The 15314-nt window shown below is 59.7% G+C and carries 16 protein-coding genes; 10 read left to right on the top strand and 6 right to left on the bottom strand.

Annotated elements, in window-relative coordinates; genetic code table 11:
* Positions 1 to 24 precede the first annotated feature (24 nt).
* The 5 genes from DSM107133_RS16505 to DSM107133_RS16485 all read left to right on the top strand — a co-directional run bounded on the left by DSM107133_RS16505 (position 25) and on the right by DSM107133_RS16485 (position 3491).
* Positions 25 to 1389, top strand: a complete 1365-nt coding sequence (locus tag DSM107133_RS16505; protein ID WP_114292728.1) for a DUF6638 family protein — start codon at positions 25 to 27, stop codon at positions 1387 to 1389.
* A gap of 4 nt (positions 1390 to 1393) precedes the next feature.
* Positions 1394 to 1672, top strand: a complete 279-nt coding sequence (locus DSM107133_RS16500; protein ID WP_114292727.1) for a hypothetical protein — start codon at positions 1394 to 1396, stop codon at positions 1670 to 1672.
* A gap of 13 nt (positions 1673 to 1685) precedes the next feature.
* Positions 1686 to 2336 (top strand): DUF1523 family protein, encoded by a 651-nt coding sequence (locus DSM107133_RS16495; protein WP_114292726.1) that lies wholly within the window; start codon positions 1686 to 1688, stop codon positions 2334 to 2336.
* Positions 2337 to 2409: 73 nt separating this feature from the next.
* Entirely contained in the window at positions 2410 to 2748 is a 339-nt protein-coding gene (locus tag DSM107133_RS16490; RefSeq protein ID WP_114292725.1) for a hypothetical protein, read from the top strand.
* Positions 2749 to 2801: 53 nt separating this feature from the next.
* On the top strand, positions 2802 to 3491 hold the full coding sequence (locus DSM107133_RS16485) for a L,D-transpeptidase (RefSeq protein ID WP_205387782.1): 690 nt from the start codon (positions 2802 to 2804) through the stop codon (positions 3489 to 3491).
* Between the two features lie 64 nt (positions 3492 to 3555).
* Here DSM107133_RS16485 and DSM107133_RS16480 read toward each other — a convergent pair whose 3' ends face one another.
* Entirely contained in the window at positions 3556 to 5133 is a 1578-nt protein-coding gene (locus tag DSM107133_RS16480; RefSeq protein ID WP_114292724.1) for a DUF5928 domain-containing protein, read from the bottom strand.
* Positions 5134 to 5277: 144 nt separating this feature from the next.
* On the opposite strand from DSM107133_RS16480, the gene DSM107133_RS16475 reads away from it, so the two are divergent.
* Positions 5278 to 6096 carry a sulfotransferase family protein gene (locus tag DSM107133_RS16475; protein ID WP_114292723.1) on the top strand — a complete coding sequence of 273 codons (819 nt, stop codon included), beginning with the start codon at positions 5278 to 5280 and terminating at the stop codon, positions 6094 to 6096.
* A gap of 46 nt (positions 6097 to 6142) precedes the next feature.
* Here the strand turns inward: DSM107133_RS16475 and DSM107133_RS16470 are convergent, their stop codons facing one another.
* Positions 6143 to 6811, bottom strand: coding sequence for an SGNH/GDSL hydrolase family protein (locus DSM107133_RS16470; RefSeq protein ID WP_114292792.1), 669 nt, complete (start codon positions 6809 to 6811; stop codon positions 6143 to 6145).
* A 113-nt stretch (positions 6812 to 6924) separates the two neighbouring features.
* On the opposite strand from DSM107133_RS16470, the gene smpB reads away from it, so the two are divergent.
* From smpB to DSM107133_RS16455, 3 genes are all read left to right on the top strand, one after another.
* Positions 6925 to 7404, top strand: coding sequence for an SsrA-binding protein SmpB (gene smpB, locus DSM107133_RS16465; RefSeq protein WP_028957004.1), 480 nt, complete (start codon positions 6925 to 6927; stop codon positions 7402 to 7404).
* A gap of 85 nt (positions 7405 to 7489) precedes the next feature.
* Positions 7490 to 8344, top strand: coding sequence for a 3-mercaptopyruvate sulfurtransferase (gene sseA, locus DSM107133_RS16460; protein ID WP_114292722.1), 855 nt, complete (start codon positions 7490 to 7492; stop codon positions 8342 to 8344).
* Positions 8344 to 9528 carry an amino acid aminotransferase gene (locus DSM107133_RS16455; RefSeq protein WP_114292721.1) on the top strand — a complete coding sequence of 395 codons (1185 nt, stop codon included), beginning with the start codon at positions 8344 to 8346 and terminating at the stop codon, positions 9526 to 9528. The genes sseA and DSM107133_RS16455 overlap by 1 nt, the downstream gene beginning before the upstream one ends.
* 142 nt (positions 9529 to 9670) lie before the next feature.
* Here DSM107133_RS16455 and DSM107133_RS16450 read toward each other — a convergent pair whose 3' ends face one another.
* The gene (locus DSM107133_RS16450) at positions 9671 to 11011 is read right to left on the bottom strand and encodes an ammonium transporter (RefSeq protein ID WP_114292720.1); all 1341 of its coding nucleotides are present in this window, start codon (positions 11009 to 11011) and stop codon (positions 9671 to 9673) included.
* A 28-nt stretch (positions 11012 to 11039) separates the two neighbouring features.
* Complete coding sequence (locus tag DSM107133_RS16445; RefSeq protein ID WP_114292791.1) at positions 11040 to 11378, bottom strand: P-II family nitrogen regulator; 339 nt, start codon at positions 11376 to 11378, stop codon at positions 11040 to 11042.
* A 258-nt stretch (positions 11379 to 11636) separates the two neighbouring features.
* Here DSM107133_RS16445 and DSM107133_RS16440 point away from each other — a divergent pair, with 258 nt between their 5' ends.
* Positions 11637 to 13814, top strand: coding sequence for a PBP1A family penicillin-binding protein (locus DSM107133_RS16440; RefSeq protein WP_114292719.1), 2178 nt, complete (start codon positions 11637 to 11639; stop codon positions 13812 to 13814).
* Between the two features lie 33 nt (positions 13815 to 13847).
* Here DSM107133_RS16440 and DSM107133_RS16435 read toward each other — a convergent pair whose 3' ends face one another.
* Both DSM107133_RS16435 and DSM107133_RS16430 read right to left on the bottom strand, forming a co-directional pair.
* Positions 13848 to 14441: an ABC transporter substrate-binding protein gene (locus DSM107133_RS16435; RefSeq protein WP_114292718.1), complete on the bottom strand. Its 594-nt coding sequence runs from the start codon at positions 14439 to 14441 to the stop codon at positions 13848 to 13850.
* The gene (locus DSM107133_RS16430) at positions 14431 to 15225 is read right to left on the bottom strand and encodes a VacJ family lipoprotein (RefSeq protein ID WP_240310466.1); all 795 of its coding nucleotides are present in this window, start codon (positions 15223 to 15225) and stop codon (positions 14431 to 14433) included. The genes DSM107133_RS16435 and DSM107133_RS16430 overlap by 11 nt, the downstream gene beginning before the upstream one ends.
* Positions 15226 to 15314 lie beyond the last annotated feature (89 nt).

Here is a 15314-nt window from a genome sequence, read left to right as displayed (position 1 = left end):
AAACCCACCCTACGGAGGGGATGCATGGAACGACTGATCAAATCCGGCCTCATGTTTGGCAACCTCTACCCCGTCACCAGCCCCGCGCTGGTCGAACGCTATAACCGTGCGCTGGAGCATCTGACCGGCAAGCGCACCACGCTGACCGATTTTTACATCGACCTGTCCGGCTTTTCCCCCGAGGTGGGCGCTGATCTGGGGGATCCGCTGTACCTGAACAAGGGCGGCGTGAACCGGCAGTTTATCCTGCTCAGCACCGACCAGAAGCGCGCGCCGCTGCTGGATGCGAAATTCTCGACCTCGCGCACCATCTTGCGGCGGTTCATCGAGGAGAACGAGGCGGCGCTGTTCGCGCTGACCGCGCGGGATGCGGTGGCGGGCGAGCTGGTGAATTCGGTCTATGACGTGTCCACGCCCCAACGCCTGTTCGACATCCGCGCCATCACCATTGATGCGGACACCACCGCAGGCACCGTGCGCAATGCCGAAGTGCTGGCGGGCAAGGTGGACAGGTTCCTGGAAGCCGAAGATGCGTGGTTCGACGATGTGCTGATCGCCGAGATGATCGGCCTGGCCGCGCAAACCGGTGACGTCACGCGCAATCCGGTGAAGCTGAAAAAGGCACGGTTCGAGCAGGGCAATTTCTGGACGGCGCATTTCGGCGGCCTCTATGTGTTTCAAAAGGTCGAACATCCGGCGGTGATTGCATCAGGTGACGCAGGCGCGCTGGGCAAACTGCCCTTGGAGCATGTGTTCGAGACCCGCCAGCGCAACCAGATCGCGCGGTTTCTGGAGCTGAACGGGCTGGCCGAACCCATCGTGGCGGCGCGGGGTATCGATTCGGCCGCGATCCTGCGCCAGAAGATGGATTTCATTCTGGTCGATGCGGTCACCTCGGCGGGCGTCGATCTGTCGGGCACCACGCGTGCCGATATGCGCAGGCTGGCGCGCAACCATGCAGAACACCTGCCCGAGGAATTCCACGCGCTGGCCGCGCTGGTGAACTGGGCCGAGAACGGCGGTGCGTGGCCGCACATCACTTCGGACCATCCGGCCTATTTCTACACGCTGCGGGCGGCGGCGCATCCAGATGCCGATCTGGTCAACATGATGCTGGCCGAGCTGACCCCCAAGGACGTGCGCCAACTGTTCATCTGTCACAAACAGATGTTCTATGACACATACGCCCGCTGGCCCGACGCCAAGAAGGAATATGTCGCGCAGTACCTCGCGGCCGAGTATCAGGCGGACAAGGTCGGCACGCGCGACGCGTTGTTCGGCCATGACGCGCCGATGGAAGAACCCCCCGCAGCCACCACACGCACCAAGCCGCAAACGATGGACGATGTGGTCGCCCGCGTTGGCCCCTGGGGCGCAGTCAGGAGATAGGCCCATGTTTGCATTGCTACGTCTGATCGTTGTCGGCTTTGTTGTGCTGACGATCATCTATATCGCGCTGTCGCTGTATTCGCGCAGCGTGCGCAAGGGCAAGCTGCGGGCGGAATGGCGCGAACAGGCGCAGGCCGGTGTTGCCGAACAGACCGAAGAGGCGTTTGTAGATATCGGCATGATCGAATACGACAACTCCTTGCGGCGCAAGCTGATCCTTGGTGTCTATGTGGTGCCTACGGTTCTGGTCGGCGTCATCATCTATCTGACCAATTTCGCCTGAACGGAGGCCCCCTATGCGCTACGTCAAATGGTTTATCATCATCGTGTTCTGGGTCTTTGTGGCGGCCTTTTTCCATTACACCCTGCCGCAGAAAGATATCGTGCGGATCACCGACACCTATGAAAAGCGGATTGATTTCGGGGAGAACTCGATCTTCTGGGCGCAGGCGGATGTGGGCAGTGATGGCACCGTAGCCAACCGCGATGTGTTCTTTATCCAGACGCGCCTGGCCGGTTCCGACCGTGTCATGGTGTATCGCAATGAAGACACCGGCTGGGGCTGGCCGCCCTATTTCAAGTTCGATACCTCGAACCTTCAGGCCGAGGCAGGAGATCTGAAATCCACCGCAGCCAATCCGCGCTATGCGATCATCAAACATTACGGCTGGCGGAACGAATTCTATTCGATCTTTCCCAACGCCATCTCGGTGACGCCGGTGGACGGGCCGGATGCGTCCAAGGGCATTCCGTTCCTGAATATCTTTATCCTGACGCTGTTTTTCATGGTGGTCTACTTCATCTGGGTGCGCTGGCGCCGGTTCCGGCAGGCGCGCATCGACCCGAAGCTGGAAGAGATGCAGGACAACTGGGAAGCCGCAGGCGATGCTGTTGCGGACCGGCGCAACCGGTTCTCGCGCTGGCTTGGGACGTGGCGCGCGAAATAGACGCGGCGCATGCTCATCAGGATGTGAACGCCCACGGCTGGACTTGGGGCGCCGCATCGGCCATGGCGGGGATATGATGGTCTTGCGCTCTATCCTGCTGGCAGTGATGATCTTTGTGGCGATGCCATGGGGGGCGTTTTCGGCTGTCTATCCGGTGCTGGGCAATCCGGCGCATGCCTTGGCCGAAGATGCATCGCAATTGTCTGCCGTGCCTGCGTCGGTCGAGCGGCCGCGCAAGCGGTGCCGCACGGCGACGCTGCCGGGATCACCCTGCGGGCTGGATGTGCGGCTGCATGACAGCGTCGTGCTGGTCGAGCCAGCGGGTGACACGGCCCTGCCTGTGCCGCGCGATATGGTGCTGCGCAGCGGCGTCGACAAGCCGCCGCCGCAGGGGCCGCCGCGCCTGATCTGAACGGACCACCGGCGCGCCTGCGCCATTCCCGATCAGATCAAAGGATACCCCAAATGTTGACCCGACGTATGTTCGTTGCCTGTGGCGCGGCAGCTGGCCTAAGCGCTTGCGCCCGCCCCGAACCCACACCTGTTGCCCCGCCTGCGCCCGTGATCCCGCCTGTGCCTGCCTTCTACCGGGCCATCACGGACGAACCCTTTCCGGTCCCAGCGGTGGCCGAAGGCATCCTGAAGCCCGAATACTGGCGGCAGGAGGTGGCAAACCTGTGGCCACAGCATCCGCGTGGCACCATCGTTGTCGATCCCGACGCTGCGATGCTGTATTTTGTTGAAAGCCCTGAGGCCGCGACGCGCTATGGCGTAAGCGTGGGGGCCGCAGGCTATGCGTGGAACGGCACCGCGCGGTTGCAGTTCCGCCGTAAATGGCCCGTGTGGAAGGTGCCGGCGACGATGATTGCGCGCAAACCGGAACTGGCGCCCTATTCGGTGGCCAAGGGGGGCATGCCGCCCGGGCCGGGCAACCCGATGGGCGCGCGGGCCTTGTATTTGTTCCAGAACGGCATCGACACCCTGTACCGCATTCACGGCGACGCCGACCCGCGCGAGCTGGGGCGGCCTGTGTCGTCGGGCTGTATCCGAATGCTGAATCAGGACGCGATCCATTTGTACGATCGTGCCTTGCACGGGGCATCTGTGATCGTTTTGCCGTCGATGAAACCCTCTGGTGTTGATGGCATTTATTGACCGACAGGCGGCGCGTGCAGGGTCGGCACTGTGCGCGTCGGGTTCGGACCATAGGGTCCAGACCCTAATCTGCGAATAGATACTCGGCGCTGGCAATCTCGCGCGCCTTGTCTTCGCCAATGCTTAGGAAGTTCGACAAAGCGTGGGTGTTTTCCTCAAGCGTCGCCCCTTCGCGCATCCGGTTCATGTTTTCGAATTCGGCGTCGCGGATGTGGTCGCTTTCAAAGACCATATCGTTTCGGATCGTGGGCAGCAGCCGTTCCAGCGTGTCCGAATTGGTTTGCTCACCTGCCAGGCCAACCCGCATGGCGTGACCGATCAGATAGTCGTCCGAGAATTTACACTGGATTTCCAGCATGCGCGTCATCGACCGGTCGCCGGCAAAATCCTGAAGCAGGTCCAGTTCCCCGGGGTCCATACACACGATCAGGCGGTCGGTTTCGTAATAGTCGAACAACATCCGCATCAGTGCGCGCCGATGGCGCGTGCGCTTGCCCAGCGTTTTCTGGATGCCACCCAGATCCGGCAACGGGGTGCTTTCTTCGTTGAACAGGTATTCGATGGCGGGCACGTTGGTCACTTGGCGGATACGTTCAAGCATCCGCTTCGCAACATGCCATTTCTTGCAAATCACGATCATCAGTTCGCGCTCACGGCCCAGCGTTGATTCCGTTTCCCAGAACCGCATGGCAAAGCGACGGCCGATACGGCCCCGCCCGCTGAGGAACTTGAACAGGCTGCGGCCTTCGTTCGAGATCTGGAACTGCACCCCTTCGGCCGCATAAAGCAATCCAAGGCGGCGCTTCAGGTCTTGTGCCTCGGGGCTGATTTTGCGGGCAAACAGGAAATCCTGACTCAGCAGCAGATCATAGTGGTCGTCGTAGAATACAACCGGCATCCCGTAATCGGTGAACATCAGGAAGGTCAGCGTGCGGCTGCGAATCTCTGTTTCGGGCACCACATGGCGCACGATGGTCTGAAAGAACGTCTCGTCCGGTATCCATGTGGTGCGAAAAAAACGCATGACATCGCGGCGCTTCTTGGTGAACTCCAGCACCCATTCGACAGTACGACGGCGCAGGCACCACCATTGGCTGCCGATCTGTACCTGAATGTCGTCGGGAATCTTGCGGGTCAGGCCCAGACGCTGTTGCAACTGAAAGCTGGTGTTGAACAGCCATTTCTGGGTGCGTTCGTTGAAGAAGTGGCGATAGATCAGCCGCTCTTCCTTCATGCCGGTCTTGATCCAGTCGCTTTCGAAATAGTCGAAGCTTTCGATGAAATCGGCGTCGTTGTCGTCAAGGAACCGGTGCGTGTATTCAGCGGATTTGATCGCCATGCAGTCGCCCGACAGCATGTAAAAATGCGTGGCCCGCGGAAAGGCGTCGACCGCGGATTCAACGGCATACAGCGTGGCCTGCACCAGCGACCATTCCCCCCAGCCGCATTTGATGCGTTTGCGGGCAAAGGTGACGTTGGGATTGTCTTTCAGGGCGGCCTGAATGGCTGCAAAATGTTCGGGTTTGGCCGAGGCATCAAAGTGGATGGCCATGTAATCGCCGGCAGCCGTCAGCCGCTGTGCCTGCTTGATGACAGCGCCAGGGTCCTTGTGACACAGCAATATATAGGCGATTTTGGCCATACCGGTGATTTACAGACCCTTTACCTGATGTTGTTTACCTAGATAGAGGTGAAGGGAGATTGAATAAACAGCATTTATTTGCTTTTTTGCGATGACAGACAACTGCTGCCATATGAAACAGCAGGTTTTCAGAGGACGACAGGTATGGGTTTCCCCGGAACGTGGATGACGGAAAGCGAAAGCGTGGTGTACCGCGTGGTGCCCAAATGTGCCTGTTCGACCATCGGGCAAATCATGTATTATTCCGACCACGGTGAGTTCTTCGATGGCGACATCCACGACGCCAAAGGGGGGATGCACAAGTGGGCGCTGGAGGACAGTCAGGGGCCGATCACGGCAAATGTGCAGAACCACAGCTCGTATGCCTTCACCTGCGTGCGCAACCCGTACACCCGCATCCTGTCGTCGTTCTTTGACAAGATCTGCGGCATCCAGCGCAACGGCAAACGCTATCGCGGCAATCTGGTGCCTTTGCTGATCCAGAAATACGGCATCGACGTGGGTGGTGATGACGGCAAACAGGAATTCGACCAGATCGCCAGCTTTCGCCGCTTTTTGCTGTTCACCCGCGACACCATCCGCTGGCGCAAGCCGATGGAGCCCGACATTCACTGGTCGGCGATGTCAGGCCATGTCTCGACCTACATCGTAAACGGCGGAAAATACGACAAGATCATCTGGACCGAGAAGTTCAATGAAGGCATGCAAGAGGTTCTGGCAGCCGTTAACACGCCCAAAAAGGTGAACATCGCCGATATTCCGCGCTTTAACGAAAGCGAGGGTCACGGACCCAAGCGGGCACATCCTGTCGAGGATTACTTTGACGATCTGTCGATGCATCTGGTGTATGAAATCTACAAGCGCGATTTCGAAGTGTTCAAATACGACTTTGAAAATCCCGCCAACAAGATGCCCATCGCCGAGATCGACCTTGACGAGGTCCACAAGAAACTGGGCGACTAGGGTCCGGACCCTGAAGCGCCCGGCTTTTGACCTGAGGCCGGACGCGCTAGCTGCCCGTTTCTGCAATGATTTTCGCCACACGTTTGCCTGCCGCGGCGGTCCCTTTTTGACTGGGGTGGATCATGTCGGCGGCGTGGAACGACCGGTCGCCGTACGGCACCATATCGGCCATCGGCACGAACCACACGCCCTGATCGCGCTGCGCCATGCGCGCGATGCGTGCGTCCAGCTCGTCCCCTTCGTCGCGGCAATGTTCGATTGGCGAGCCGCGCCCGGGGCTGCGCAGGTATCCTACATAGATCACCCGTGCGCCGGCGCTGCGAATTTTGGACACCAGGGACGGAATTTCACCGCGCGTTCCGTCCTTGGAAATCATCTTGGTCATTTTGCGGTTGCAGCGCGAGCAATTGCAGCCCAGCCACAGATCGTTGCCACCACCGTTCATAATCACCCAGTTCCAGGGGCCGGGGCGGTACTGGCGCGAAATGTTGAACCCAAGGGCCCCGCTCAGGGGCAGCTTGTAGATCATTCTTGCGCCCATCACTGCGCGATTTGACACCTTCTGACCCAGCTCGCGGGCCACCACATCGGGAATTGACTGTTCCGACCGCGAATAGGTGGCAAAAAACGAATCCCCGATGGCAAGGATATGCGCCTGTTCGGCGCGCAGGGGCGACGCCAGTAGCATCAGAACCATCAGCAGGATCGGTTTCATCAAGTTTCCCTTCGCGTACAAGATACCGCTTCTTTGCATCACAGTTCCTGTAAATTGTGAAAGTGCTGCGGCGATATTGTGAAATGCGCCGCTTCGTCCTACATCCCCAGTCTATGGCACAGGTAAAGAACGCAGACCCGAATTACAAAGTGATCGCCGAGAACCGGCGGGCACGGTTTGACTATGCCATCGAGGAAGATCTTGAATGCGGGATTATTCTGGAAGGCTCAGAGGTCAAGTCGATGCGTCAGGGCGGGTCGAACATCGCCGAAAGCTATGCCGCTGTTGAAGATGGCGAGCTGTGGTTGGTGAACAGCTATGTTGCCCCCTACGACCAGGCCAAGACCTTTCGCCACGAAGAGCGCCGCCGCCGCAAGCTGCTGGTCAGCCGCAAGCAGATGTCCCATCTGTGGAACGAAACCCAGCGCAAGGGCATGACGCTGGTGCCGCTGGTGCTGTATTTCAACCACCGGGGCATGGCCAAGATCAAGATCGGCATCGCAAAGGGCAAGAAGAACCACGACAAACGCGAGACCAGCGCCAAGCGCGACTGGAGCCGTCAAAAGGCACGTTTGCTGAAGGATCACGGCTGAACATCCGCCTAACAGGCGATCTATCTTGCGAAGGCGGCCCTGCGGGGGTAGGGAAAACACGTTTATTCCTGCACGGAGGCCGCCCATGTCCGATGATCCCAAAACGCTTGTCTCGACCGAGTGGCTGGCCAAACACATCAAGGACCCGGACCTGCGCGTTCTGGATGCCTCGTGGTATCTGCCCGATGCCAACCGCGACCCGCAGGCCGAATATGACGCGGCCCATATCCCCGGCGCGCGGTTTTTCAACATAGACGAAATTTCCGACGCGCGCTCGGATCTGCCCCATATGGTGCCCCCGGTTGAGAAATTCATGTCGCGGATGCGGGCCATGGGTGTGGGTGACGGCCATCAGGTTGTGGTTTACGACGGTGCCGGCATTCTGTCGGCCCCCCGCGTATGGTGGCTGTTCCGCCTGATGGGCCACGAAAACGTTGCCGTGCTGGATGGTGGCTTTCCCAAATGGCAGGCCGAAGGCCGCGCCATCGAGGATCTGCCACCCGTGGTCAAGGACCGCCACCTGACTGTGCGCTTTCAGAATCATCTGGTGCGCGATGTCACACAGGTGTCGCAAGCCTCGAAGCTAGGTGATGCACAAATCGTCGATGCCCGCTCGGCTGCCCGTTTTCGCGGGGATGCACCCGAACCGCGCGAGGGATTGCGCGCAGGTCACATTCCCGGATCGCGCAATGTGCCCTTTGGTACGTTGCTGAACGCTGACAATACACTTAAATCGCCCGCCGAGTGCCGCGCGGAGTTCGAGGCGGCAGGCGTCGACCTGTCCCGTCCTATGATCACCACTTGCGGCTCGGGTATCACGGCTGCGGTTCTGGCGCTGGCGCTGGAACGAATCGGCGTTGATACATGGTCGCTTTACGATGGATCCTGGGCCGAATGGGGGATGTTCCCCACTGTGCCCATCGCAACCGGAGACGCATAATGTTCGAAACTCTCAAGCCACAGGCCCCTGACAAGATCCTGTCGCTGATGGCCCAGTACCGCGAAGACCCGCGTACCACCAAGATCGACCTTGGTGTGGGGGTGTACAAGGATGCCTCGGGTCTGACGCCTGTGATGCGCGCGATCAAGGCCGCCGAGCACAAGCTGTGGCAAGAGCAGGACACCAAGACATATACCGGCCTGACCGGCGACCCCGCGTTTTCGGATGCGATGATCAAACTGGTTCTGGGCGACGCGGTGCCGCGCAACACCGTTGCCGCTGCGGCCACGCCCGGCGGTACAGGTGCGGTGCGTCAGGCGTTCGAGATGGTGCAAATGGCCAACCCCAAAGCGCGGGTGTTTGTGTCTGATCCCACATGGCCGAACCACATTTCGATCCTGCAATATCTGGGTATCGAAGTGGTGCCCTATCGTTATTTCGACAGTGAAACCCGCAGCGTGTCGTTCGATGCGATGATCGAGGACCTGAAGGGCGCGACCAAGGATGACGTGATCCTGTTGCACGGCTGCTGTCACAACCCGACCGGTGCCAACCTGACGATGGACCAGTGGGCCGAAGTCATCAAAGTGTTGCAGGACACCGGCGCCACGCCGATGATCGACATTGCCTATCAGGGCTTTGGCGACGGCCTGGACGCGGATGCGGCAGGCACCCGTGCGGTGGCTGCGGCTGTGCCGGAATGTCTGATCGCGGCAAGCTGCTCGAAGAATTTCGGCATCTACCGCGAGCGGACCGGCATTCTGATGCTGGTGGCTGCCGATGCCGGTGCGCAGACGCTTAATCAGGGCACGCTGGCCTATCTCAACCGCCAGAACTTCAGCTTTCCGCCCGATCACGGCGCACGGCTGGTGACGATGATCCTGACGGATGATGAACTGCGCGCCGACTGGCAGGCAGAGCTGGAAGAAGTGCGTCTGGGCATGTTGAACCTGCGCAAGCAACTGGCAGGCGAACTGAAGCGCTTGTCGAACTCGGACCGATTCGATTTTCTGGCCGAACATCGCGGCATGTTCTCGCGTCTGGGCACCACGCCCGAACTGGTCGAGAAGCTGCGCGCGGATCACGGGATTTACATGGTGGGTGACAGCCGGATGAACATTGCGGGCCTGAATGAACAGACCATTCCGATTTTGGCGCGCGCGATCATCGACGCAGGCATCTGACACGCATCTGATGTGATGGAACGGAACGGGCGGCCCTTCGGGTCGCCCTTTTTTGTTCAGTTTGTCCCGGAAAAAGAAAAACCGGGCGCATCGCTGCGCCCGGCTTGTGTTCTCAAGGCTGAAAGGTGGGAGGAAAGAAACCTCAGCCTTTGGAGAATTCGGGATAGGCCTCCATGCCCATCTCGGCCATGTCCAGACCGTTGATCTCGTCCTCTTCGGTGACGCGGATGCCCATTGCCACCTTCAGGATGAACCAGACGACACCCGATGCGACGACGGTGAACAGACCCACCACAACGATCGAATACAGCTGTGTTGCAAGCGAAGCGTCGCCATTGGTCAGAACAACCGCGATGGTGCCCCAGATGCCGCAGAACAGGTGAACGGGGATCGCGCCAACAACGTCGTCGATTTTCAGCTTGTCCAGGAACGGAACCGCGAAGACCACGATGATACCACCCACAGCACCGATCAGTGTTGCGGCACCCAGCGAGGGGGTCAGCGGTTCGGCTGTGATCGACACCAGACCGGCCAGTGCGCCGTTCAGGATCATCGTCAGGTCGGGCTTTTTGTACAGAACCTGTGTCAGGATCAGCGCGGCAATCGCACCGCCGGCAGCCGCCGTGTTGGTGTTGGCAAAGATACGGCTGACGTCAGCCACATCGCCCACGGTGCCCATCGCCAGTTGCGAACCACCGTTGAAGCCGAACCAGCCCAGCCACAGGATGAACGTACCCAGTGTTGCCAGTGTCAGGTTCGAACCGGGCATCGGAATGGTGCGGCCGTCCTTGTATTTGCCGATACGCGGACCCAGGATCAGCGCGCCGACCAGGGCAGCCCAGCCACCGACCGAGTGCACAACAGTCGAACCCGCGAAGTCGAGGAAACCCATGGCATCCAGGAAGCCGCCGCCCCATTTCCACGACGCCTGAACCGGATAGATCACGGCTGTCAGGGCGATGGTGAAGATCAGGAAGGGCCACAGTTTGATGCGCTCGGCCAAGGTGCCCGAAACGATCGACGCTGTGGTCGCACAGAACATCAACTGGAAGAAAAAGTCGGAACCGGTCGAGGCATAGTCATAAGCATCTGCATCAGCCGCCGCAACGCCCACAGGCTCAAGCCCGGCAGTGCCGAATGCGCCCAGAACGCCGTCAATGCTCCAGCCGTCGCCGGGATACATCAGGTTATAGCCCAGCAGGTAATAGAAAATCGCCGCCAGCGAGAACAATGCGATGTTCTTGGTCATCTGCATGGTAACGTTTTTCGAGCGGACCAGACCGCCTTCGAGCATGGCAAAGCCTGCTGCCATCCAGAACACCAGAAAGCCGCCCACGAGGAACAGCAAGGAGTTCAGGATATAAACGGTGTCGGTCGATGCATTCACGCCGGCCGTCGGGCCTGCGTCCTGGGCCAGGCCCAGCGTCGGCAGCAGCGCGACAGACGCGGCAGCTGCAAGGGTCAGAGTAGTGGTACGTTTCATTTTTGGAATGTCCCCGGTTGCGGTCGCGTTAAAGCGCGTCTTGATTGGTTTCGCCGGTGCGCACGCGCACGGCCTGTTCGACATCGAGTACGAAAATCTTGCCATCACCGATTTTGCCGGTGTGGGCGGTCTTCTTGATCGTCTCGACCACCTGATCGGCAGCCGCGGAATCGACCACGATTTCCAGTTTGATTTTCGGAACGAAGTTCACGGCGTATTCCGCGCCGCGGTAAATTTCTGTATGGCCGGACTGAGAGCCGAAGCCCTTGATCTCGGTTACCATCATGCCGCGGACGCCTGCTTCGGTCAGAGCCTGACGGACATCCTCCAGCTTGAATGGTTTGATCGTTGCAATGATCAGTTTCACGCACATTCCCCTTGTCGTTAGGCCGTGTTTTCAGCCGTTTTCCTAAAGGCAACAGACGGAATGATGCGGCTTTGGGGAAGGTTGGGTGGGGGTTTTGCGACTCGAATCCGGGTGATTGTGCGCAAAAAATGCGCAAAAATGAATTAATGCTCAAAAAATAATCGAAAAAATGATGAACACCAGGCGGTAGTTCCCCGTGTATCTCCGGGCGCAGACGGGTATTGTGTGCAAAACAATCAAGGCCGAGCAGGGGTCTACATGAGCAATTCGACACGCGGCAAGCGTCCATTGGTGGCAGACAAGCGGACGGGTGCCGCGGCCAAGAAGAAACCAGCCCCGGCGCGCAAGCGACCGGTTAAACGACGCAAACCCACGCCGCCACGGCGCGGTGGTATCGTCGGGTTTTTCCTGCGTATCCTGCGTTTTTTCCTGCGGCTGTTCTGGACGGTGGCATGGCGTGGCGCGCTGGCGGTGGTTGTGGTTCTGGGCCTGTGGGTTGGCTATACAGCCACGACGCTGCCTGATCTGGAAGAGTTGCTGGACGGTCGTGCCCGCGGGTCTGTGACGATGCTGGATTATCAGGGCAAGGTGTTCGCATGGCGCGGAGACCAGTTTGGCGGGGTCGTGACCGCGCAAACGGTATCACCCAACCTGCTGCACGCGATCGTCGCCACCGAGGACAAGCGATTCTACAAACACATTGGCGTCAGCCCGCGCGGTATTGCCAGCGCCATCCGCATCAACCTGAGCGAAGGGCGCGGTCCCCTGGACGGGCATGGCGGTTCGACCATCACACAGCAGGTGGCAAAGCTGCTGTGCCTGGGCACGCCCTATGATCCGACCACCGGGCAATCCGAGAAGGAATATGAACAGGAATGTCGTCGCGGGACCCTGCAACGCAAGATCTACGAGGCTGTCTATGCGATGGCGATGGAGGCCAAGTATTCCAAGGATGACATTCTGACGGTCTACATGAACCGCGCCTTTCTGGGCGCCGGTGCCCGTGGGTTCGAGGCGGCAAGCCAGCGTTACTTTGGCAAGTCGGCGGCCAACGTGACCCCCGCCGAGGCCGCGATGCTGGCAGGTCTTCTGGTTGCGCCCACCCGGTTTGCCCCCACCAACGATCTGGCGCGGTCGCAGAATCGTGCGGCGACAATCATACGGCTGATGAACGAACAGGGGTACCTGACCAACGCCCAGGCCGCCGACGCGCAGGCCCACCCCGCCGAACTGAGCGAAGCTGCTGCCGCGCGGGCGGGGGGCTATTTCGCCGATTGGGTGATGTCGTCCGGCCCCGAGTTCTTTACCCGCAAGACCACCGAGGATGTGATTATTCACACCACGCTGGATCAGCGCATTCAGCGGGCTGCCGAGGACGGTTTGAAGTGGATCTTTGAAAACAAGGTGCGCGAAGGGTCCAATGCGCAGGCGGCCATTGTGGTGATGGACGCTGACGGCGCTGTGCGCGCGATGGTCGGCGGGCGCGAAAACCAGGTGGCCGGTGCCTTTAACCGCGCCACGCAGGCGCTGCGTCAGACCGGTTCGGCGTTCAAGCCGTTCGTTTATGCCACGGCGCTGGACCTGGGATATTCGCCCCTCGATACGGTCGAGGACGCGCCTTTGACGATCAATATTCCCGGCTCGGGCGCTTGGTCGCCTAAAAACTATACCAACCGTTACCTGGGCACCGTGACCCTGGCCAAGGCGCTGGAGGAATCGCTGAACATCCCTGCGGTAAAGGTGTCCGAGGGCGTGGGGCGCGATCTGGTGCGGCGTGTCGCCAGTGGCTTTGGTATTGAAAGCGACCTGGCGGCGGGACCTGCGCTGGCACTGGGCGCATCGGAAAGCACGTTGATCGAAATGACCGGTGCCTATGCCGGTTTCCTGAACGGCGGCTCGTCGGTCACGCCCTATGGTCTGACCGAACTGCGTCTGTTGGGCGACAAGGAACCTTTGATGGGCACGGGCGGCGGCATTGGCGAGCGGGTGATTCAGGAAGAGGCCGCACGTCAACTCGTCTGGATGATGGAAAAGGTTGTCAGCGAAGGCACCGGCGCGCGCGCGCAGTTTGGCGGGCGCGAGATTGCCGGCAAGACCGGCACCACGCAGGCGGCACGTGACGCGTGGTTCATCGGGTTCACCGGCAGCTATGTGGCCGGTGTCTGGATGGGCTACGACGACAACACGCCGCTGACAGGGGTGACCGGGGGCGGGCTGCCCGCTGAGATCTGGAGAGAGGTCATGGTGCGTGTCCACGAAGGTGTGCCGGAAGTTCCGCTGCCGATGGACGCGCCGCGCCGCCCGGAACATGTGGTGGATGAACCGGTTGCGCAGCCCCGGACAACCGAAGGCATCATCAACAACCTGTTGCGCGATATTCTGGGGGGTGGCGGTTCCGGCTCCCGGACTCCGCCGCCGCGAGGGAGCGACCGGTAGCGGCCTGCGAAGGCTGCCACCGGCTGCAAAAAGTTACCCCATGCGGGCGAGGTCTGCGATCATCTTGTCGATATTGCCGCCGTTGCGGTCCAGCAGGGCACCGATTTCGGTGCGCTCTGTCAGCAGCAGGTTCACGCCTTCGATGAACATGTTGAAGAACAGGTTACGTCCCGATTTGTCCGAAACAAGGAAAGTCACCTCAAAAGGGGCCTCTCCACGCAGAAATGCGGTCGTTTTGATTTCATAGCCGGATTTGATCTGGCGGGCTGATTTCACCTCGATCCGGCCACCGATAAACTCGTGGAAGCGTTTGCCGTATTTGCGCGAGATGTAGCCTGCGAAGACTTCACCAAACTTGCGTTTTTGTGCGGCAGATGCGCTGCGTCCATCCACACCCAAAGCATATTGCGCCATGATCGGCACATCGCCGTATGTTGCAAAGATGTTTTTGAAATCATTGATCATCGCCGCTTCGGACTTGCCCGAGGCGATAACGCGGTTGATTTCGGCAACAAGCCCGTCGACCAGAGTGCGCGCCTGAGCTTCGCTCAGCGCCCAGACGGGTCCTGCAACAATGGCACCGCCCGATGCGGCAAGGAAAGTGCGTCGTGTCAGGTTATTGAGCATAGGGGTCCTCGTAAATGTCAGAGTACGGGTCATCAGAGTACGGGTCGGCGCTGTCAGCGCCGGCGCTGGAACCCAGTTCAAAGCGCCGGTTTTGCAGGTAGATCAGGCGGGCCTGGGCATAACTGTCTGCACTTTCGTATAGAATCGAATCCACCGTGTCAGAGTAACGGCCACGATCACCCAGTCGCGATGCCAGTTTGGCACCAGTGGCATAATAGCTTTCGGGCGTGGGCAAACGGTAGCTCAGCGGGTTGGTGAACAGGTCGACAACCCGCCCGACCGCGTCGCGTCTGGTTGCCGGGCCGACAACAGGCAATTCCACATACGGACCTTCGCCAGCGCCCCAGACATACAGCGTTTCGCCAAAATCGGTGTCGTGTTGTGGCACTTTGAACTCGGTGGCAGCATCGACGAATCCGCCAAACCCCAAAACCGTGTTGGTCAGGAACCGCACTGTGGACAGACCCGCACCGCGCAAATCGCCTTGCAGCACCGAATTCACGATGACGCTGGGCTGGGCCAGGTTGGTTGCAAAGTTGCCGATGCTGTCTTCGATCCCGTCGGGGACAGCATTGGAATAACCACGCCCTGCGGGACGCAAAATAGCCTTGTCCAATCCAAGGTTAAAGGCGTGCACCTTGCGGTTCTTCGCTTCGTTGGGGTCATAGATGCCATCGCGCGTCACTGCACCGGGGTCGGGTGCAGCACATGCAGAAACAAGGGCCAAGGCCAGAATGAAAATCGGCATACGCGCCACATGGTGCTGGAAGCGATAAACTGGCAATGGAAATCTCCGTTTGATAACTTTACAACGTACCTAATACTTTCGCTGGCAATGCCCAGATGAGAACATTCGAATTCTTTCTCTGTGGC

The organism is Pseudosulfitobacter sp. DSM 107133, assembly GCF_022788695.1.
GTDB lineage: Bacteria > Pseudomonadota > Alphaproteobacteria > Rhodobacterales > Rhodobacteraceae > Pseudosulfitobacter.
This window is presented reverse-complemented; position numbering and strand designations above follow the sequence as displayed.

Excerpts from the sequence above, each read along its gene's own strand:
- DSM107133_RS16505 (WP_114292728.1), top strand. The coding sequence starts at position 25 with ATGGAACGACTGATCAAATCCGGCCTCATGTTTGGCAACCTCTACCCC.
- DSM107133_RS16500 (WP_114292727.1), top strand. The coding sequence starts at position 1,394 with ATGTTTGCATTGCTACGTCTGATCGTTGTCGGCTTTGTTGTGCTGACG.
- DSM107133_RS16495 (WP_114292726.1), top strand. The coding sequence starts at position 1,686 with ATGCGCTACGTCAAATGGTTTATCATCATCGTGTTCTGGGTCTTTGTG.
- DSM107133_RS16490 (WP_114292725.1), top strand. The coding sequence starts at position 2,410 with ATGATGGTCTTGCGCTCTATCCTGCTGGCAGTGATGATCTTTGTGGCG.
- DSM107133_RS16485 (WP_205387782.1), top strand. The coding sequence starts at position 2,802 with ATGTTGACCCGACGTATGTTCGTTGCCTGTGGCGCGGCAGCTGGCCTA.
- DSM107133_RS16480 (WP_114292724.1), bottom strand. The coding sequence starts at position 5,133 with ATGGCCAAAATCGCCTATATATTGCTGTGTCACAAGGACCCTGGCGCT.
- DSM107133_RS16475 (WP_114292723.1), top strand. The coding sequence starts at position 5,278 with ATGGGTTTCCCCGGAACGTGGATGACGGAAAGCGAAAGCGTGGTGTAC.
- DSM107133_RS16470 (WP_114292792.1), bottom strand. The coding sequence starts at position 6,811 with ATGAAACCGATCCTGCTGATGGTTCTGATGCTACTGGCGTCGCCCCTG.
- smpB (WP_028957004.1), top strand. The coding sequence starts at position 6,925 with ATGGCACAGGTAAAGAACGCAGACCCGAATTACAAAGTGATCGCCGAG.
- sseA (WP_114292722.1), top strand. The coding sequence starts at position 7,490 with ATGTCCGATGATCCCAAAACGCTTGTCTCGACCGAGTGGCTGGCCAAA.
- DSM107133_RS16455 (WP_114292721.1), top strand. The coding sequence starts at position 8,344 with ATGTTCGAAACTCTCAAGCCACAGGCCCCTGACAAGATCCTGTCGCTG.
- DSM107133_RS16450 (WP_114292720.1), bottom strand. The coding sequence starts at position 11,011 with ATGAAACGTACCACTACTCTGACCCTTGCAGCTGCCGCGTCTGTCGCG.
- DSM107133_RS16440 (WP_114292719.1), top strand. The coding sequence starts at position 11,637 with ATGAGCAATTCGACACGCGGCAAGCGTCCATTGGTGGCAGACAAGCGG.
- DSM107133_RS16435 (WP_114292718.1), bottom strand. The coding sequence starts at position 14,441 with ATGCTCAATAACCTGACACGACGCACTTTCCTTGCCGCATCGGGCGGT.